We start from the raw sequence: 18066 nt of genomic DNA on the forward strand, positions 1-18066 counted from the left end.
GTCAGAGCAGAGGGGGCGGCCCTGACGCATCGCGGAGCGCCCGTTCGACCGTCGACTGCACCAGGGCGGAGAGGTATCCCCCCGGGTTCTCGACGCCGAGTTCACCGAGGCGCGAGGTGGACTGCGCGATGATCGAGCGTGAGAACTCGGTGACGGTCTGGATCGCGTCGGCGTAGGCCTCCCGATCCGCCTCCGAGATCACGACCGGCTCGCATCCCATCTCGACTGCCAGAGCCTGTGCGATGGGAAGCACCGCCGCCGGAGCGGTGACCGCCGCATAGCTCGCCTGCAGCTGACGCAGATCGATCGACGTGCCCGTGAAGGTGATCGCCGGATGCACGGCGAGCGGGATCGCACCGCTCGAGGCCGCCGGTCGCAGCACCTCGATGCCGTGACCGGGGTCCGTGTGCAGCACGAGCTGGCCGAGCTGCCAGCCTCCGACCTCGGCGATGCCCGCGATCAGGCCCGCCAGCTGATCGTGAGGAACGGCCACCACGACCAGCTCGCTGCGACGCACGACCTCCAGCGCATCGAGGATCGGGACGTCCGGCAGCACCGCTGACGCACGGTCGTCGTCAGAGCCGCTCGTGATGCCGATGATCGCGTGTCCTGCTCCGGCGAGAGCCGCGCCGATGACCGGCCCCACTCGTCCCGCGCCGATGATGCCGACTCCGAGGCGCCCATCGCGGCGCGTCGGATCACTCACCGTTCGGAGCCGGCGCTGCGGGCGGGGCCGGAGGTACGGGCGGAGCGACAGGCACGACAGGCGGAGCGGGCGGCGCGACAGGCGGAGCCGGAGGCACGACAGGCGGAGCCGGAGGCACGACAGGCGGAGCCGGTGGCGCGACAGGCGGAGCCGGAGGCACGACAGGCGGAGCCGGAGGCACGACCGGCGGAGCCGGAGGAGGCAGCGGGGCCCCGGAGACGCCTGCAGCGGCATCCGCCCCGGGGACCGGGTATCCGGGAACCTGCGCTCCCTCGGCATCCGTCACGTATTCGCCCCACCGGTGGGTGTGATCGCGCGCGGCGGCGGCGACCGCTGCCGAGCTCACCCTGTCGAGCAGGTACAGCGCGTCATCGCGTTCGAGACCCGACAGATAGCCCGTGATGAGCCCCTGCACGGAGTGCACCTGCGCACCGGACACACGCTGCGCACGGTCGATCGGCCCCTGCGAGAGCGACACTCCCTGCAGCCGGGCGAGCGGGAAGATCGCCAGCTTGCGCCAGACGATGCCACGCCGGAGCAGGAGTCCGAACTCGGTCAACGCGAAGCCGTGACGCTTCCACGACACGGGCCTGCGCCACCATGCGCGCCGAGGCATCGTCCGGTACGGGTCGCCCTCGACCGGTCCGAGAATGCCGTGCTCCCACACGAGCGGGATGTCGGCGACCGGAGCATCGGGAAGGATCAGCGCGAGCACGCGTTCGACATCGGCGCGCTTGCCGACCGGCAGCACGACGCTGAACTGCTGGGCCGAACCCGACGACTGCTGAGCGGCGCTCTTGCCGCTCATGCGGTTGATCCTGATGGTCCACCAGCCGAACGGCCGCCACAGCAGCGACTGCGTGACCTCCACGGCGAAGATGCGTCCAGGCGGCAGCGTCTCGGTCACGGTCGTCAGCAGACCGTAGGTGATCCGCACGCCGTCGGGCGTCGGAGCGATCGAGTAGCGCAGCGACTTCGAGATCTGCGCCCAGGTGATTCCGACGATCGCGATGATCATGGGGATCGCGATGCCCAGCGTGATCCCGAGACCGAGGAACCCGCCGATGGGGTCTCCGTCGATCAGCGAGCCGATCGCGACGCCGCCGACCGCGATGCCGAAGATGATCCCGAAGAAGATGAGCCAGAGGACGCTCGAGATGAGCTGGGAGCCGACGAGACGCCCGGTCGGGATCTTCACCACACTCTCGGGCTCGACGTCGGCGAGGTCGACGCCGCTGATCAGATCGTTGACGCCGGCGTTCATCGATCCGACGAGCTGTGCCCGTGCCGAACCGGGCGCGACTGTCCCCGAGCCTGCGGCGTCAGAGGAGCGCACGCCGGCCGCGGCGTCCGCAGCTGTGAGTCTGGCTGCGCGCGCACCCGAGGCGAGGCGCAGGATGTCGGTGCGCACCGCCTCTGCGCGCGGAGTCGCGAGGTACTCGAGCTCGACGTTGGAATCGGTGCCGGCACCGACGACCTCGAGCTTCGCGAGTCCGATGATGCGCGCGGGGAACGGACGGGTGAGGTTGACGCCCTGCACCCGGTCGAGCGGAGCGCGACGGTGCGAGCGGAAGACGATGCCCTTGCGGACCTCGACGTGGTCCCCCGTGATCCGGAACTGCTGGAAGCGCCAGACGAACCAGAAGATGAGCACGAGGACGACGACCAGTCCGAGCACGCTGAGCAGCACGATGACGATGAGGTTGTTCTGCAGCACCCAGTCGACGGGATCCCCGCCGCTGTAGTCGTACTGCGCCTCTTCGGGGGTGAAGAGGTCGACGAACCAGGCGATCAGACGGTCGCGAAGGTTGGCGATCGCGATGCCCGCGATGATGATCAGGGCCAGCCCGCCCTTGAAGAGCGGGGTGAGCGGATGCATCCGATGCCACTCGCCGTCGGCGAGGGTCTCGCGCCCGGTGTCCGCGCTGGGCCGCTCTCCCGTCGGTGCCGGCGGCTGGTGCTCGCTCACAGGCCCGTCCGGCGAGTCTCGGCGACCTCGATCAGGGTGTCCCGCAGCGCTTCCGCCGCCGTCTGGGTGAGACCCGGGATCTGCACTCCGGTCGTCGCAGCGGCGGTGACCATCTTCAGCTGGGAGATGCCGAACGCGCGGTCCAGCGGCCCCTGGGTGATGTCGACGAGCTGCATGCGTCCGTAGGGCACGGCGATCATGCGCTGCCAGAGGATGCCCTTGCGGAAGACGATGTCGTCTTCGCGGAGCATGTATCCGATGGCCCTCGCCTGCCTCGGCAGGATGACCATGGTGATCAGCGTGATGAGCACGACGACACCCGCCGGGATCCACGCCCAGGTCTGATGCAGCACGAGCGCGAGAACCGCCGCGACCGCGAGGACGACGGCGATGAAGATCAGGTTCTGCACGTTCTGCGAGACCACGTAGCGAGGGGAGATCTGATGCCAGGTCCCGTCGAGCTCGAGTCTCGCCTCGCTGCGCGCGGTGCGCAGCTGCGGGTACGTGCCCTGGTCGAGGGCCGCGCGGTCAGTGACCTCCGCCGAGTTCAGCGGGGCCGGGATCCCCGGCTCGATCTCTGGGTTCTGAGTCATCAGGATCCTTCGGAAGTATGCAGAACTGTTCGGCGATGAGCGCGGCGACGGTCAGCACGACCGCGCTTCCGATCAGTGCCAGCATCGCCACAGTCGACCCTACCGGGGGATCGATCGGCCGGGAGAGGAGGAACGCCAAGAGGCCCGCTCCGAACCCCGCCATGATCGCCCCGACGAGACTGGACGCGCGGGCCAGCGTCACCGCGCGCGTCGCACGGAACGGATCGATGCGGACGCCGTTGCGGACACTCGCGCGCACGGGCCAGGCGACGCCCAGCGAGGCTGCGCCGATGAGCAGGAGCAGCACGGGCAGCAGCAACGACGGCGTGAAGGTCGTGCGGCCCATCGCCGTCAGCATGTGGTCGAGGACGAAGCCCCCGCCGGCGGCGAGCACGGCGAGGAGCACGAGGAGTCCGATCGAGGTGCGCTTCATCGCTGCTCCCGGCGTCGCAGATCCGCGACGAGGTCGGCGACCCGACCCGCACCGGGAAGCACTGCGTCGCGATCGAGTTCGAGCCACGGCTCGAGGACGAACAACCTCTCGAACGCACGGGGATGCGGCAGCTGCAGTCCGTCACCCTCCGCCGACTCGTCACCGTAGGCGATCAGGTCGAGGTCGAGTGTCCGATCGCCCCATCTCTCCAGGCGCTCGCGGCCGTACTCGTCTTCGATCGCGTGCAGCATGCCGAGCAGGATCGACGGAGCGAGGCGGGTGGTGACCAGGGCGACCGCGTTCACATACCCCGGGGCGTCGGGATCCGGCCCGTCGAGCCGCAGCGCGACGGTTTCGATCAACGAGGACAACCGCACGTCTCTGACCAGCGGCAGTCGCGAGATGCGCTCGGCGGCGGCGCGGATCGTGCCTTCGCGATCACCGAGATTCGCGCCGAAGGCGACGACCGCGACGGCATCCTCGCGCCCGGGTCGCGGGCCGGGGAGACTCGGCGGGTTCGCCAGATTGCGACTCATCGCGACTCCTCCTCGGCGAACTGCTGTCGCGCCCGGTGCACGGTGACGGCGACGTCCGAGAAGGTCAGGGCGATCGGAGCATGCGGCTTGTGCACCGTGACGGTGACGGAGTGCACCCGGGCGTCGGCGAGCGCGACAGCCGCGATGCGATCGGCGAGCGTCTCGATGAGGTTCACCGGCTCGCCCGCGACGACCTCTGCGACTCTCTCGGCGAGCTCTCCGTAGTGCACCGTGTCGGCCACGTCGTCCGATGACGCCGCATCGTCCAGCGGCATCCGAAGGCGCAGATCGATCGTGAACTCCTGACCGTTCTCCCGCTCGTGGTCGTACACGCCGTGCCGACCGAACACGGTCAGTCCGGTGAGGACGATCTCGTCGAGGACATCCATGGTTCATCCCTCCCAGGCATGCACGATGGCCAGAGCGTCGCGGGTGGCACCGACATCGTGGACTCTGACGGCCCAGACTCCGGCGCGGGCGGCGAGGGCGCTCGTGACCGCTGTCGCGAGGTCGCGACGCGCCTCGGACACCGCCGCAGGGTCGGCGCCGATGGTCTCCGCGAGGAACCTCTTCCGGGAGGTGCCCACGAGCACGCGTGGCCCCAGCGCGACGATCTCGTCGAGGCCGCGGAGGACGCCCCAGTTCTGGCCGCCCTTCTTCGAGAATCCGATCCCCGGGTCGACGATCAGGCGCGACGGCGCGATTCCCGCAGCCGCGGCCTCGCCCATGCGCTCGCGCAGCTCTCCCGCGACCTCGCGGGCGGCACGACGATACTCGGCGTGCTCGTACATGTCAGCGGAGAAACCACGCCAGTGGCCGATCGCATAGTCCGCGCCGGACTCGGCGACGGCAGCCAGCATGTCGGGGTCGGCGAGCCCGCCGGAGACGTCGTTGACGATCCGAGCGCCCGCTCGGACGGCCGCCGCCGCAGTCGACGCGTTGATGGTGTCGATGCTCACAGGCGCGCCCTCAGCGACGAGTCGCTCGATCACGGGGAGCACGCGCTCCTGCTCGATCTCCGCCCCCACGCGCTCGGCTCCCGGCCTCGTCGACTCGCCGCCGACGTCGAGCACGGTGGCTCCCTCGGTCCGCAGCCGCAGGCCGTGTTCAACGGCCCGATCCACGTCGAGATACCGACCGCCGTCGCTGAACGAGTCGGGCGTGACGTTGACGATCCCCCAGATCCCCGTCATGCGTGCCCCGCGCTCGGGGCGCCGATCAGCGCGATGAGCTCCGCCCTCGCGATCGGGTCCGTGTACTCGCCGCGGGCGGCGATGGTCAGCGTGGACGCCTCCGGCTGCCGTCCTCCGCGCATCGTCACACAGCCGTGGCTGGCGTCGAGCACGACGAGCACTCCGCGGGTGTCGAGGTGCTCCGCGATCGTGTCGGCGATCTGCTCGCCGAGTCGTTCCTGCACCTGGGGTCGGGTGGCGAGGATCTCGACGACGCGCACGAGCGCGCCCAGCCCGACGACCTGCTCGCCCGGAAGGTAGGCGATGTGCGCGCGCCCCGCGAACGGCAGCAGGTGGTGCTCGCACACCGACCGGAATCGGATGTCCCGCAGCAGCACGGCACCCGAGGGGAGCGTGTCGGGTGCGGGACCCCGGGCGACGCTGATCGTGTGCGCGAGAGGCGCTGCGGGGTCTTCGCCGACCCCGGCGAAGAACTCCGCATACAGATCGCCCATCCGCGTCGGCGTCTGCTTCAGCCCGGGACGGTCAGGGTCTTCGCCGATCGCCTCGAGCAGTTCCCTGGTGAGTCGCTCGACACGCGCGCGGTCGACAGACACGGGTCAGGCCGTCGCTGGTCGAGCCTGACCGGCTCCCGCCGATCCTGGCTGTGTGCGCGGAGCCGACGCCGGCGCCTGGATCGAAGCGGCCAGCGAGACGTCCTTCTTCGGGACCTCGATCGGAGGACGCTCCGAGACGGGGCGGTCTTCGCTCGAGAGCCACAGCGGACGTTCGGGGAGCTTCTTCACCTCGGTGAAGATCTCGGCGATCTGGTTGTGGTCCAGCGTCTCCTCCTCGAGGAGGGCCAGAGCGAGCCTGTCGAGGATGTCGCGGTTGGCGCTGATGACCTCGTACGCCTCGTTGTGCGCCTGCTCGATGAGTGCGCGCACCTCGGCATCCACCCGCTCCGCGACCTTCTCGGAGTACTCGCGGCCACGGCCCATGTCGCGCGCGACGAACATGTCGCCACCCTCGGAACCGAGCTTGACCGGACCCACCTGGGTGGTCATGCCGTACTCGATGACCATCTTGCGGGCGATCGAGGTCGCCTTCTCGATGTCGTTCGAGGCACCGGTGGTCGGGTCGTGGAAGATGATCTCCTCGGCGACGCGGCCACCCATCGCGTACGTGAGCTGATCCTGCAGCTCGTTGCGCGTGACGGAGTACTTGTCGTCGAGCGGCAGCACCATCGTGTAGCCGAGGGCCTTGCCGCGAGGCAGGATCGTGATCTTCGTCACAGGGTCGGTGTAGTTCATCGCCGCAGCTGCGAGAGCGTGACCGCCCTCGTGATACGCGGTGATGAGCTTCTCCTTGTCCTTCATCACGCGGGTGCGACGCTGAGGGCCGGCGATCACACGGTCGATGGCCTCGTCGAGCGCGCGGTTGTCGACCAGCTGCGCATTCGAGCGGGCGGTCAGCAGCGCGGCCTCATTGAGGACGTTCGCGAGATCGGCACCCGTGAATCCGGGAGTCTTGCGGGCGACGACCTCGAGGTCGACGCTCTTCGACAGCGGCTTGCCCTTGCTGTGCACCTCGAGGATCTTCTGGCGGCCGCGGAGGTCAGGGGCGTCGACGCCGATCTGGCGGTCGAAGCGGCCCGGACGCAGCAGCGCGGGGTCGAGGATGTCGGGACGGTTCGTCGCGGCGATCACGATGACGTTCGCGTTCGGGTCGAAGCCGTCCATCTCGACGAGCATCTGGTTGAGCGTCTGCTCGCGCTCGTCGTTTCCGCCGCCCATGCCGGCACCGCGGTGACGACCGACGGCGTCGATCTCATCGATGAAGATGATGGCGGGAGAGTTCTCCTTCGCCACGTTGAACAGGTCGCGCACTCGCGATGCGCCGACACCGACGAACATCTCGACGAAGTCGGAACCCGAGATCGAGTAGAACGGGGCTCCCGCCTCGCCGGCGACCGCGCGGGCGAGCAGCGTCTTTCCGGTTCCGGGAGGGCCGTACAGCAGCACGCCCTTCGGGATGCGGGCGCCGATGGCCTGGAACTTGGCCGGGTCCTGCAGGAACTCCTTGATCTCGTGGAGCTCCTCGATCGCCTCATCCGCACCGGCGACGTCGGCGAAGGTGACGGTCGGGGTCTCCTTGTTGACGAGCTTGGCCTTGGACTTGCCGAACTGCATGACCTTGCCGCCGCCGCCCTGCATCGACGACAGGAGCCACCAGAACAGCAGGCCGAGCAGCACGAGAGGAAGAAGAAGGGAGAGGATGCCGTCGAACCAGGTCGCACGCGGAACGGCATCGTTGAAGCCGTCCTTCGGGTCGGCGTCGTTGATCGCCGTGACCACTTCTTCGGCCCGGGCGTCGACGTAGTAGAACTGCACCTTGTCCGCGCCCTCGAAGGCCTTGGACAGGGTCATGTCGACCCGCTGGTCGCCGTCGGTGTTGACGACCTCGGTCACCGTCTTGCCGCCGAGCAGCTCGAGACCCTCCTGGGTCGTGATCTGCTTGGGGGCGCCGAGGTTCGAGATCAGCAGGAAGCCGCCGAACAGCAGCAGTCCGATCAGAGCGACGTAGATCAGCGGGTTCCGCGTGAGCTTCTTGACATCCATGGTCGGATCAGCGTATCGCGCGCGCCCTAGGTGGCCGCTGTGCGTTCACCCACGGCGTAGCGGGTGCGCCGGAGCGTCCGCTCAGCTGTAGACGTGCGGGGCCAGCACGGCCACATCGCGCAGGTTGCGGTAGCGCTCGTCGTAGTCGAGGCCGTAGCCGACCACGAAGTCGGTCGGGATGTCGAAGCCGACGTACTTGCAGTCGATGACCACCTTCGCGGCCTCGGGCTTGCGGAGGAGGGCGAGCACCTCGATGGACTCCGCACCGCGCGACTCGAAGTTCTCGAGCAGCCAGCTGAGGGTCAGACCCGAGTCGATGATGTCCTCGACGATCAGCACGTGCTTGCCGTTCAGGTCGGTATCGAGGTCCTTGCGGATCTGCACGACACCACTCGACTTGGTGCTCGCACCGTAGCTCGAGACGGCCATCCAGTCCATCGGAGCGTGGAACGGAAGTGCGCGGGCGAAGTCGGCCATGACCATGACCGCGCCCTTGAGCACGCCGACGAGGATGATCTCCTTGCCCTCGTAATCGATCGCCACCTGGGCCGCGAGCTCATCGAGCTTCGCGATGATCTCCTCCTCTGTGACGAGGATCTGAGCAAGGTCGTCCTGGATCTCCGCGGCGCGCATGGATCGATTTTAGGCGACGCATCACCATGGTCCTGCACAGCATCCGCAGATCGTCGACCAGAATTCCGGATGCGCGCCGGCATCCCCACTACTCTGACGGTGTGACGGGCGGACGCCCCGGACGGAAGGATTCACCCATGGCTCTCGACGACATCCTGAAGCAGGTCCCGATCGACGACATCGCCGCGAAGCTCGGAGTCTCCCCCGACGTCGCCAAGGAGGCGGTCGAACAGGGCGGAGCGGTGCTGCTCGGCGGCCTCGCCAAGAACGCCTCGACCGCTGAGGGCTCCTCCGCGATCGAGAACGCGCTCAAGCGCCACGAGGGACGGACCGGTGCGGCGAAGGTCGACGACATCGATCAGACCGACTGCGGCAAGATCGTCTCGCACATCCTCGGCGACGACGAGCAGAAGGTCACCCAGAAGCTCACCGAATCGAAGGAGACCGCCGGCATCGACTTCGGCAAGCTCCTTCCGATCCTCGCTCCGATCGTGATGGGCCTGATCGCCAACGCCACCAAGGACAAGTCCGCGAAGTCCGCGCCTGCAGAGTCGCAGTCGGGCGGCGGCGGAATCGGTGACGTCATCGGCGGCATCCTCGGCGGCGGCTCCACGGGCGGCGGCGGAATCGGAGACATCCTCGGCGGCATCCTCGGCGGCGGAAGCTCGTCGGGCGGCGGCGGAATCGGAGACATCCTCGGCGGCCTGCTGGGCGGAAAGAAGTAGCCCCCGGCAGCCTGCCGGACGACACCCTGCGGCCCCCTCCTGGGGGGGACCGCAGGGTTTCTCCGTCTCTGCGAGGAGTGGGATGCCGCGGCTCAGCGCGCGGTGAACACGATGCGACCGCCCGCTCGAGCCGCCGAGCACCCCGGCAGATCGATGGGCCCCTGACCCGACCAGTCGATCGCCAGACGAGCGACCTCGAGGGTCTGCGATCGGGTCAGGCTCACGCCGAACTCGCTGTCGACCACGAGTCGGATGATGCGGTTGCGGAGAGCGGCGGGGTTCGCGGCGAGCGCGGCGACGCTCACGGAGATCCCCGCCTCGGCGTGCTCGACGATGTCCTCGATCGTCTCGTGGATCATCTCGTCGAACGCCTCGGCGTCTTCGCGCAGCTGCTCGGCGGTGCGCGCGAGCGCCTCGGCGATGCCGGGGCCGAGCTCGGTCTCGAGCACGGGAAGGACCCGGTCGCGCACCCGCACCCGGGCGAACCGATCATCTGTGTTGTGCGGGTCGTCCCAGACCTCGAGATCGGATTCCGCGCAGAACGCTCGTGTGGTCTCGCGCCGCACCCCGAGCATCGGGCGCACCCAGCGCAGTCCGTCATCGTCCTCTCGCACGGAAGCCATCCCCTGCAGGCTCGCGGCGCCGGATCCGCGTGCGAGACCGAGCAGCACCGTCTCGGCCTGGTCGTCGAGCGTATGCCCGAGGATCACGGCCGCCGCACCGGCATCCGTCGCGGCGTCCTTCAGCACCCGGTACCGCGCGTCTCGCGCCGCTGCCTCAGGGCCTCCGTCAGCGCCGACCTCCACGCGCACGACCAGCGCGTCGAGCCCCAGCGCGGCCGCCGCTCTCGCAGTGCGCGCGGCGACGGCATCCGACCCGTTCTGCAGCCCATGGTCGACGGTGAGCGTGCCCACCCGAAGCCCGAGCTTGGGCGCCTCGAAAGCGGTCGCCGCGGCGAGCGCGAGGGAGTCCGCTCCCCGGAGAGAGCGACGACGACTGTCGACCCCTCGGGCAGATCGGCGAGCGCGGTGCGCACGGCGAGGCGGATCTCGGCGATGACGGGAGAGAGCGACGGCACAGACCAACGGTAGATCACGGGGACGGATCACCGCACAGCGCTCGCGCTCGACGGGCATCGCGCTCTAGCCTGGCGCCGTGACGGATCACGTGCTGCGGTTCAGGACCGAACGATTCAAGGCGTTCGTCGACGCGGTCGTCGCCATCGCGATGACGCTGCTGATCCTGCCGCTGATGGAGTCCGTGTCCGAGGCCGCCGCCGGAGGTCTGGGCACCGCCGAGTTCTTGCAGGAGCATGCAGGACAGCTGCTGAGCTTCGGGCTGAGTTTCGTCCTCATCGCCAATTTCTGGATGGGGCACCACCGACAGTACGACGAGGTCACGCGGATCACGAGACCGCTTCTCTGGCTCAACGTGGCCTGGATGGCGACGATCGTCTGGCTGCCGGTGCCTACGGCGATGCTCGGTCAGATGGACACCGACCCGCTGCAGGTGGTCCTCTACATCGGCACGCTCATCGCCACGCAGATCACCACGCTCGGCGCGCGCATCTATCTGCTGCGGCACCCTGACCTGACGAAGACGCCGCCCTCCCGCATCCGTCACGGTGCCGCCGCCGACATCGCCTCGATCCTGCTCTCGGCGGTGGCGATGCTGCTGGCGATCAGCCTCGGAGGGGTGGGGTACCTCGCCCTGCTGCTGCTCTGGCTCACCGGACCTCTGTCATCGCTCCTGGATCGACTGTGGACGCGGCTGGTTCCTCATCGCGCCGACCAGCCGCCGTCCATCGCATAGCTCGCCCCGGTGACCATCGACGCCTCGTCGCTCGCCAGCCAGGCGACCAGCGATGCCACCTCGTCGGGCTCGATCAGGCGCTTGATCGCGCTTTCGGTCAGCATGATCTTCGCCAGCACCTCGGCTTCAGGGATGCCGTGCACACGCGCCTGGTCGGACAGCTGCTTCTCGACCAGCGCCGTGCGCACGTAGCCGGGGTTGACGCAGTTGCTGGTGACGCCGTGCTCCCTCCTTCGAGCGCGGTGGCCTTCGACAGTCCCTCCAGCCCGTGCTTGGCCGCGACGTAGGCGGACTTGTAGGGCGATGCGCGCAGTCCGTGCACCGATGAGACGTTCACGATGCGGCCGAACCCGTTCGCGTACATCTCCGGCAGAGCCGCGCGGATCAGCAGGAACGGAACCTCCAACATGAGGGTCACGATCCGTCGGAAGTCCTCGGGATCGAAATCCTGGATCGGGCTGATGTGCTGGATCCCGGCGTTGTTCACCAGGATGTCGACACCGGCCAGCACGTCGGCCAGCCGGTCGTCGGTGACGGCGGCCGGCTCCAGCAGATCGACCACCCAGCTCGAGCCTCCGACCTCGGCCGCGGCGGCCTCGCACTGCGCGCGATCCTTGTCTGCGACCACGACGTGAGCGCCACGCGCGGCCAATGCTCGCACGACCGCCAGGCCGATCCCGCTGGCGCCTCCCGTCACCAGGGCTCGGCGGCCGCTCAGCGACAGACCGGCCCCACCCGGCCTCTCGATGCTTCGCTCGGTCATGCCGCGCTCACCCGGGGAGTGTTCAGCCCGTGCTTGCGTGCATCCGCGTCATCGATGTCGTGCAGGGACACCCCGCGGGTCTCCTTGAGGGTGACCACCGCGACCGCGGTGACGGCGCAAGCTGCCGCGACGTAGATCGCCACCGGCAGCCACGAGCCGAAGTCCTGCAGCAGGGCCGTGGCGATGATCGGCGCGAGCGAGCCCGCGACGATCGAGGTGACCTGGTACCCCAGGGAGACGCCGGAATAGCGCATGCGGGTCGGGAACATCTCGGCCATGATCGCCGGCTGCCCCGCATACATGAGCGCGTGGAAGCACAGACCGATCGTGACCGCCCCGATGATCACGAACGGGTTCTGGGTGTCGAACATCGGGAAGGCGAAGAACGCCCAGCTGGCTCCGAGCACCGCGCCGGCGAGGTAGACGGGCTTGCGTCCCCAGGCGTCCGAGAGCCGGCCGACCTGCGGGATCACGACGAAGTGGATGGCGTGCGCGACCAGAAGCGCCAGCAGCAGCTGACTCGTGTCGTAGGCGTGCACCGTCTTCAGGTACACGATCGTGAACGAGACGATGATGTAGTACAGGATGTTCTCCGCGAAGCGCAGGCCCATGGCTCCGAAGATGCCCCGCGGGTACTTGCGCACGACCTCGAGCACTCCGTAGCTCACGGCCTTGTCGGCCTCGACCTGTGCGCGGGCCTCGAGGAAGATGGGCGCCTCGCTGACGTGCCGGCGGATGAAATAGCCGATGACGACGACGATCGCCGAGACCCAGAACGCCACGCGCCATCCCCAGCTCAGGAACTGGTCGGCGGGAAGCGCCCAGGACATGCCGAGCAGCACCAGGGTCGCCAGCAGGTTGCCCACCGGGACGGCGGCCTGGGGCCAGCTCGACCAGAACGCGCGAGACCTGTCGGGGCTCTGCTCGGCGACCAGCAGCACGGCACCGCCCCATTCACCGCCGACGGCGAACCCCTGGATGAATCGCAGGAGCACGAGCAGCGCCGGCGCCCAGTAGCCGATCGAATCGAAGCCGGGCAGGCACCCCATCAGGAAGGTCGCGACCCCGACGAGGATGATGGTGATCTGCAGGGTGTGCTTGCGGCCGAGCTTGTCGCCGATCTGGCCGAACACGATGCCGCCGAGCGGACGGGCGATGAATCCGACCGCGTAGGTCAGGAATGCGGCGATGATGCCGTCGAGCTCGGTGCCGGCGTTGGGGAAGAAGAAGGTGCCGAACACGAGCGATGCGGCGGTGGCGTAGAGGAAGAACTCGTACCACTCCACCACCGTGCCCACCATCGAGGCGGCCACGATCTTCTTCAGCCCGGATGTTCGGGTCTCGACCTGCGAGTCGACCGGTTGCTCGACGCCCATGAATGCACTCCTTCGTGTTCTGCAGCGTCCTCGTCGACGGCTGCCTGGCGGGCCGGTATCCCGTCTGCGGGCGGCCCTCGCCAGTATGTGCACGCCCGGCTCTGTGCGCCAATGACCAGTCGAGCAGAGACGGAGTGCACAATTGCAGATGTGACATCTTCCCCGAGTACCTCCGAGCCGCACGCCGACGATCTCCTCATCCTTCTCGCCGTGTCGCGCACCGGTCGCTTCACTACTGCCGGCCAGAGCCTGGGGCTGAATCACACGACAGTCTCGCGACGCATCGCCGCATTGGAGAGAGTCCTCGGCGGGCGGGTCCTCGCCCGCAGCTCGGGAGGGTGGGAGTTGACAGACCTCGGGCGTCGGGCGGTGCGCGCTGCCGAGGACGTGGAGACGGCGGTGGCGACGATCCATGAAGGAGAAGCCGAGTCCGATCAGATAGCCGGGGTCGTGCGGATCTCCGCCACCGACGGGTTCAGTGCGTTCGTCATCGCGCCCGCGGTCGCGCAGCTGCGGCGAAAGTATCCGAGACTCAGCGTCGAGATCGTCAACGTCACCCGGCGGGCTCTGCAGTACCGTTCCGGGCTGGACTTGGAAGTGGTGGTCGGAGAACCGCAGGTGCACCGCGCCGAGGCCATCCGACTCGGCTTCTACACCTTGGGCATGTACGCGTCGCACGGGTACCTGGACGAGCACGGGACGCCCGCCGATTCCCTTGAGCTGAGCAGGCATCCGCTGGTCTACTTCGTCGATTCGATGCTCCAGGTCGACGATCTGGATGCTCCTCGACGACTCGTGCCGGGGATGCCGGATTCGCTCAGCTCGACCAACGTCTTCGTCCATGTCGAGGCCACACGCGCCGGCGCGGGGATCGGCTTCCTTCCGTGCTTCCTGGCCGACGGCCACGCCGATCTGGTGCGGCTCCTCCCCGACGACTTCGCCGAGCGCCTGCCCTACTGGATGGTGCTGCGTCCGGACTCGCTGCGCCAGCCCGCGGTCGCCGCGGTGGCTGCCGCCATCCGCGACCGCACGGCGGCCGTCCAGGATGCACTGCTCGGCATCGCCCCGGCCGCCGAACGCTGACAGCACCCGTCGACGGCCCGGCTAGGCTAGTGCGCGGCATCCAACCGTCATTTCTGAGGAGCACACGCATGGGCGCACACGACGCCGTCATCGAGATCCCGCGCGGCAGCCGCGTGAAGTACGAGGTCGACCACGAGACCGGACGAGTGCACCTCGACCGCGTGCTCTACACGACCTTCGGGTACCCCGCCGACTACGGCTACTTCGACAACACCCTCGGCGAGGACGGCGACCCGCTCGACGTTCTCGTGCTCCTCGACCACGCCATCTACCCCGGCGTCGTCGTCGAGGTGCGCCCGGTCGCCGTGCTCAAGATGAGCGACGAGGCCGGCGGAGACGACAAGCTCGTCGCCGTGCTGTCGAAGGACCCCCGTTGGGCCCACATCCAGGACATCGGCGACGTCGCCGAGTACACCAAGAAGGAGATCGAGCACTTCTTCGAGCACTACAAGGACCTCGAGCCCAACAAGTGGGTCAAGGTCGACGCATGGGGCGACGCCGCAGAGGCGCAGCGCATCCTCGACGAGGCGATCGTCCGCTTCGGCGAGCAGGGTCACTGACCCCAGGCTCCGTCGAGAAGACCCCGGTTCCGCTCAGCGGCCGGGGGTCTTCTCGTTGTGGTCGTTCTCAGACCGAGACGCCGCGATCTGCGAGGAACGTGATCGGGTTGGTGTACGCGCCGTTGATGTACACCTCGAAGTGCAGGTGGCAGCCGACGGATGCTCCGGTGTTGCCCGCATAGGCGATGACCTGACCGGAGTTGACCCATGACCCGCTGCGGACGGCGAAGCCGCCGTCCCTGATGTGGGCATAGCCGGAGGAGACTCCCCCACCGTGCTGGATGCGGATGTAGTTGCCGTAGTTGCCGCGCGGACCGGCGTAGTCGACGGTTCCGGACTGCGCCGCATAGATCGCCGCGCCGCACCCGTTCGCGAGGTCGACGCCGTAGTGGTAGCCGGAGCAGGCTGCGCAGGGCTTGGGCCGGGGGCCGAATCCGGCGCTCCGGTGTCCTCCGTGCGGTCGAACCCAGCCGCCGGAACCCGGCGAGCCGCCGACGCCTCCGCCGCCACCTCCTCCGCCGCCGTTGCCTGCGGCGGCTGCCGCGGCCTCGGCCGCTTCGCGACGCTTGCGCTCCTCCTCCGCGACGCGCACGCCCTCCTTGTACCCGGCCACGGTCGTCGCCGTGGCGTCTTTCAGGGCTGAGAGCTGTGCCTGCATCGTCGCGAGGTTCGCCGACTGCTCGTCGAGCGCAGCCTGAGCGGCGTCCGCAGCGGCCTGAGCCTCGATCATCTTCTGCTCGGCGATCTGCTGCAGGCGATCGCGCTCCGTGCGGGCGACGACAGCCTGATCGGTGAGCTGCTGGGCCGAGTTGCGGGCAGCGACCGCGTTGTCGTGCACCGTCTGGTTGTACTGATAGACCTTGTCCATCGTGCCGAGACGCGAGAGCAGCTGGTCGGCGTTGTCGGCCGAGCCGGCGAAGAACAGCTCGAGGGCGGTGTCGTCGCCGCCGTTGCGATACAGCTGCGCCGCGAGCTGGGCCGCCTTCTTCGTGGCGTCATCGGCGGCGACGGCCTGCTCATCGGCCTTCGACTGGAGCTCCTCCGCGACGGCGATGGCGTCGAAGTAGGCGAGCTGCGCGGCGTTGTACTCCTCGCCCGCGAGCACGGCCTTGGCCTGCGCATCCGCCACCCGCTGCTTGAGCGACTGGATGAGTCCCTCGATGCGCGTGACCTCCGCTGCCTTCGCGGACTCGTTGTTCATGGCGTTCTGCACGTCGTCCCAGCTGGGGTACGAGGCGGCGTACGCGGCGGTCACTCCTGAGGAGACGCCGAAGGCGCTGAGGGCGACGACGCTGAGCGCGCCGAATGTGAGGGCGCTGCGACGGGTGACCGAACGGTCCTTCCAGAACGCGCGGCTCTCCGCAGGGGTCGGCGCGCAGCCGCAGTCGTCGGACGCCGCCGCAGCAGCATCCGACGTGGAGTGATGGTCGTTCACACGGCCCCTTTCGCCGGTTTCACAGATGCCACACTAACAACTTCTTTCACATCCGCACCAGGGGGCGGACAGCGGGAGAGGGCACAGCGATGTGAGTCCATCGTCCTCCTGAACACGCCCGGGAGACAGCAGGCTCGCCCTCGATTCGCGTTTTGCTCAGATCTTCCCTTATGCTTGAGCGTCGGCAAGGAAGTCCTCCGGGACAGACTTCGGCCCCATCGTTTAGCGGCCTAGGACGCCGCCCTTTCACGGCGGTAGCACGGGTTCGAATCCCGTTGGGGTCACTCCTTCCGGTACAATTGAAAACAAGTATGGCCCTGTAGCGCAGTTGGTTAGCGTGCCGCCCTGTCACGGCGGAGGTCGCGGGTTCAAGTCCCGTCAGGGTCGCTCTAAGCGACGGGCCCTTTTCTTCGAGAAGGGCCTTTCGTCTAGATGCGACAGGTCTAGCCGGTCGCATGGCTCTGTAGCTCAGTTGGTAGAGCGCACGACTGAAAATCGTGAGGTCACGGGATCGACGCCCGTCGGAGCCACAGGGTGATCATTACAGTCACCTTAGGAACCCTCGCCTAGCTTCTACATGGCGGGGGTTTCCGCTTTTCCGGTGAGAGTCGGTGTCTGCTCCGCTCCCCTGGGCTGCTGGTTCTGTGCCTGTCGTCACGCGCTCCAGCCACGAGACGACACGTCTCAGGACGACCGTCTCGATGCGTCGAGCAGGTGCACGGGCCGCAGGTCAAACACGCATTCGCTCGGCGGACAGCCCCGCCATACCTATGCGTCGTAATATACCGATATGGGACCTGAACTGCCCGTTGTGCCTGGGGCGCAGCGGAACCTCGGAGCTGAAGAGCTCTTTCGTCGACTCGCGACGTCGATCGCCGACGGCACCTACGCGCCTGGCGCGAAACTGAGCGACAAGGCGATCGCAGACGATCTGGGAGTCACCCGCACCCCCGTCCGAGAGGCCGTGCAGCGACTGGCGCGCGCCGGGCTGATGGAGGTCCACGCGAACCGCTACTCGATGGTCACCGACATCACCGACGAGCGGTCCCGCATCACCCGCGAGTTCGCCGCCTCTCAGGGCGGGGAGATCATCCGTGAGGCCGCGCTTGCGCTGTCCGAGGCGGATCTCGCCATCGCGTGCGAACTGATCGCCGACGCCATCCGGTCCGTCGAAACGGGCGAGGGATGGATCGAAGCCCATGTGGAGCTCTTCGAGTTCCTCACCGACCGCGCGCTCAACGATCTCTATCGACTCATGCTGAGCGACTTCTGGTATCTCGTGTTCCGCGACCTCTACCTCGGCGAGCCCCGGGTGGACACGAAGGAATCGCTCGAGGAGCTCGAGTCCGCGATGCGCGCCCGCAGCGCGAACGCCGGCGTGAAGGCCGTGCAGAGGATGCTCCGCCTGAAGTAACGGCCACTCCCGAGGGAGTTGGTTCCGGTCCCCCGCGCCCGAACGGGGGGACCGGAGCAGTCGATGAGAAGGTCCGCAAGCGCACCCACCCCCATGTGGGCGCTCAAGACCGAGAGAACTCGAGGGCACCGTCTGGTTCGACCGACGGAGAGCGGCAGATGCTGCTCGTCGTGTTCTCAGCGTATGGCCGCACCCCGTCTTGACGCTGATCGGAGCTCATCCATTGACGCGGGCC

17 protein-coding genes, 3 tRNA genes and 2 pseudogenes are annotated in these 18066 nt (G+C 68.2%); 8 read left to right on the forward strand and 14 right to left on the reverse strand.

The features are described 5' to 3' along the window. Position 1: 1 nt before the first annotated feature. From ACZZ93_RS08190 to hpt, 10 genes are all read right to left on the reverse strand, one after another. Positions 2-706 (reverse strand): DUF2520 domain-containing protein, encoded by a 705-nt coding sequence (locus tag ACZZ93_RS08190; protein WP_053098733.1) that lies wholly within the window; start codon positions 704-706, stop codon positions 2-4. Next, a complete protein-coding gene (locus tag ACZZ93_RS08195; protein ID WP_463510842.1) occupies positions 699-2675 on the reverse strand; it encodes a PH domain-containing protein in 1977 nt (658 codons plus the stop codon). The genes ACZZ93_RS08190 and ACZZ93_RS08195 overlap by 8 nt, the downstream gene beginning before the upstream one ends. Further along, complete coding sequence (locus ACZZ93_RS08200; RefSeq protein WP_053098732.1) at positions 2672-3268, reverse strand: PH domain-containing protein; 597 nt, start codon at positions 3266-3268, stop codon at positions 2672-2674. The genes ACZZ93_RS08195 and ACZZ93_RS08200 overlap by 4 nt, the downstream gene beginning before the upstream one ends. After that, positions 3204-3701 (reverse strand): DUF3180 domain-containing protein, encoded by a 498-nt coding sequence (locus tag ACZZ93_RS08205; RefSeq protein ID WP_463510843.1) that lies wholly within the window; start codon positions 3699-3701, stop codon positions 3204-3206. The genes ACZZ93_RS08200 and ACZZ93_RS08205 overlap by 65 nt, the downstream gene beginning before the upstream one ends. Next, positions 3698-4237: a 2-amino-4-hydroxy-6-hydroxymethyldihydropteridine diphosphokinase gene (gene folK, locus ACZZ93_RS08210; RefSeq protein ID WP_053098730.1), complete on the reverse strand. Its 540-nt coding sequence runs from the start codon at positions 4235-4237 to the stop codon at positions 3698-3700. Before folK ends, ACZZ93_RS08205 begins: the two co-directional genes overlap by 4 nt. Next, positions 4234-4626 carry a dihydroneopterin aldolase gene (gene folB / locus ACZZ93_RS08215; RefSeq protein WP_056276771.1) on the reverse strand — a complete coding sequence of 131 codons (393 nt, stop codon included), beginning with the start codon at positions 4624-4626 and terminating at the stop codon, positions 4234-4236. The genes folK and folB overlap by 4 nt, the downstream gene beginning before the upstream one ends. 3 nt (positions 4627-4629) lie before the next feature. Further along, complete coding sequence (gene folP / locus ACZZ93_RS08220) at positions 4630-5430, reverse strand: dihydropteroate synthase (protein ID WP_285365292.1); 801 nt, start codon at positions 5428-5430, stop codon at positions 4630-4632. Next, a complete protein-coding gene (gene folE, locus ACZZ93_RS08225) occupies positions 5427-6026 on the reverse strand; it encodes a GTP cyclohydrolase I (protein ID WP_053098727.1) in 600 nt (199 codons plus the stop codon). The genes folP and folE overlap by 4 nt, the downstream gene beginning before the upstream one ends. Positions 6027-6029: 3 nt before the next feature. Continuing rightward, on the reverse strand, positions 6030-8030 hold the full coding sequence (gene ftsH, locus ACZZ93_RS08230; protein ID WP_056276765.1) for an ATP-dependent zinc metalloprotease FtsH: 2001 nt from the start codon (positions 8028-8030) through the stop codon (positions 6030-6032). Between the two features lie 81 nt (positions 8031-8111). After that, positions 8112-8663 (reverse strand): hypoxanthine phosphoribosyltransferase, encoded by a 552-nt coding sequence (gene hpt, locus ACZZ93_RS08235; RefSeq protein ID WP_053098725.1) that lies wholly within the window; start codon positions 8661-8663, stop codon positions 8112-8114. Between the two features lie 137 nt (positions 8664-8800). Here hpt and ACZZ93_RS08240 point away from each other — a divergent pair, with 137 nt between their 5' ends. Then, positions 8801-9388, forward strand: a complete 588-nt coding sequence (locus tag ACZZ93_RS08240) for a DUF937 domain-containing protein (protein WP_463510844.1) — start codon at positions 8801-8803, stop codon at positions 9386-9388. A 92-nt stretch (positions 9389-9480) separates the two neighbouring features. On the opposite strand, the pseudogene tilS reads toward ACZZ93_RS08240, so the two are convergent. Continuing rightward, a pseudogene (gene tilS / locus ACZZ93_RS08245) lies at positions 9481-10466 on the reverse strand (tRNA lysidine(34) synthetase TilS). A 77-nt stretch (positions 10467-10543) separates the two neighbouring features. On the opposite strand from tilS, the gene ACZZ93_RS08250 reads away from it, so the two are divergent. Continuing rightward, the gene (locus tag ACZZ93_RS08250; protein ID WP_463510845.1) at positions 10544-11200 is read left to right on the forward strand and encodes a TMEM175 family protein; all 657 of its coding nucleotides are present in this window, start codon (positions 10544-10546) and stop codon (positions 11198-11200) included. Here the strand turns inward: ACZZ93_RS08250 and ACZZ93_RS08255 are convergent. Next, a pseudogene (locus ACZZ93_RS08255) lies at positions 11167-11963 on the reverse strand (3-hydroxybutyrate dehydrogenase). The gene ACZZ93_RS08250 and the pseudogene ACZZ93_RS08255 overlap by 34 nt on opposite strands. Continuing rightward, entirely contained in the window at positions 11960-13339 is a 1380-nt protein-coding gene (locus ACZZ93_RS08260) for an MFS transporter (RefSeq protein ID WP_463510846.1), read from the reverse strand. Before ACZZ93_RS08260 ends, ACZZ93_RS08255 begins: the two are co-directional and overlap by 4 nt. A 111-nt stretch (positions 13340-13450) precedes the next feature. Between ACZZ93_RS08260 and ACZZ93_RS08265 the strand changes: the two genes are divergently transcribed. After that, positions 13451-14422: a LysR family transcriptional regulator gene (locus ACZZ93_RS08265; RefSeq protein WP_463510847.1), complete on the forward strand. Its 972-nt coding sequence runs from the start codon at positions 13451-13453 to the stop codon at positions 14420-14422. Positions 14423-14490: 68 nt separating this feature from the next. Next, complete coding sequence (locus ACZZ93_RS08270; RefSeq protein WP_053098719.1) at positions 14491-14982, forward strand: inorganic diphosphatase; 492 nt, start codon at positions 14491-14493, stop codon at positions 14980-14982. Positions 14983-15049: 67 nt separating this feature from the next. Here the strand turns inward: ACZZ93_RS08270 and ACZZ93_RS08275 are convergent, their stop codons facing one another. Next, positions 15050-16417, reverse strand: coding sequence for a peptidoglycan DD-metalloendopeptidase family protein (locus tag ACZZ93_RS08275; protein ID WP_053098718.1), 1368 nt, complete (start codon positions 16415-16417; stop codon positions 15050-15052). A 211-nt stretch (positions 16418-16628) separates the two neighbouring features. Between ACZZ93_RS08275 and ACZZ93_RS08280 the strand changes: the two genes are divergently transcribed. From ACZZ93_RS08280 to ACZZ93_RS08295, 4 genes are all read left to right on the forward strand, one after another. Next, positions 16629-16701 (forward strand) — tRNA-Glu (locus ACZZ93_RS08280). Between the two features lie 29 nt (positions 16702-16730). Then, positions 16731-16804 (forward strand) — tRNA-Asp (locus tag ACZZ93_RS08285). 70 nt (positions 16805-16874) lie between these two features. After that, positions 16875-16947 (forward strand) — tRNA-Phe (locus ACZZ93_RS08290). Between the two features lie 260 nt (positions 16948-17207). Further along, positions 17208-17831, forward strand: a complete 624-nt coding sequence (locus tag ACZZ93_RS08295) for a GntR family transcriptional regulator (RefSeq protein ID WP_082297981.1) — start codon at positions 17208-17210, stop codon at positions 17829-17831. The last annotated feature ends 235 nt before the right edge of the window (positions 17832-18066 follow it).

Source organism: Microbacterium sp. AC026 (assembly GCF_979258475.1).

Excerpts from the sequence above, each read along its gene's own strand:
- ACZZ93_RS08200 (WP_053098732.1), bottom strand. The coding sequence starts at position 3,268 with ATGACTCAGAACCCAGAGATCGAGCCGGGGATCCCGGCCCCGCTGAAC.
- ACZZ93_RS08205 (WP_463510843.1), bottom strand. The coding sequence starts at position 3,701 with ATGAAGCGCACCTCGATCGGACTCCTCGTGCTCCTCGCCGTGCTCGCC.
- folK (WP_053098730.1), bottom strand. The coding sequence starts at position 4,237 with ATGAGTCGCAATCTGGCGAACCCGCCGAGTCTCCCCGGCCCGCGACCC.
- folB (WP_056276771.1), bottom strand. The coding sequence starts at position 4,626 with ATGGATGTCCTCGACGAGATCGTCCTCACCGGACTGACCGTGTTCGGT.
- folP (WP_285365292.1), bottom strand. The coding sequence starts at position 5,430 with ATGACGGGGATCTGGGGGATCGTCAACGTCACGCCCGACTCGTTCAGC.
- ftsH (WP_056276765.1), bottom strand. The coding sequence starts at position 8,030 with ATGGATGTCAAGAAGCTCACGCGGAACCCGCTGATCTACGTCGCTCTG.
- hpt (WP_053098725.1), bottom strand. The coding sequence starts at position 8,663 with ATGCGCGCCGCGGAGATCCAGGACGACCTTGCTCAGATCCTCGTCACA.
- ACZZ93_RS08240 (WP_463510844.1), top strand. The coding sequence starts at position 8,801 with ATGGCTCTCGACGACATCCTGAAGCAGGTCCCGATCGACGACATCGCC.
- ACZZ93_RS08260 (WP_463510846.1), bottom strand. The coding sequence starts at position 13,339 with ATGGGCGTCGAGCAACCGGTCGACTCGCAGGTCGAGACCCGAACATCC.
- ACZZ93_RS08265 (WP_463510847.1), top strand. The coding sequence starts at position 13,451 with ATGACCAGTCGAGCAGAGACGGAGTGCACAATTGCAGATGTGACATCT.
- ACZZ93_RS08270 (WP_053098719.1), top strand. The coding sequence starts at position 14,491 with ATGGGCGCACACGACGCCGTCATCGAGATCCCGCGCGGCAGCCGCGTG.
- ACZZ93_RS08295 (WP_082297981.1), top strand. The coding sequence starts at position 17,208 with ATGGGACCTGAACTGCCCGTTGTGCCTGGGGCGCAGCGGAACCTCGGA.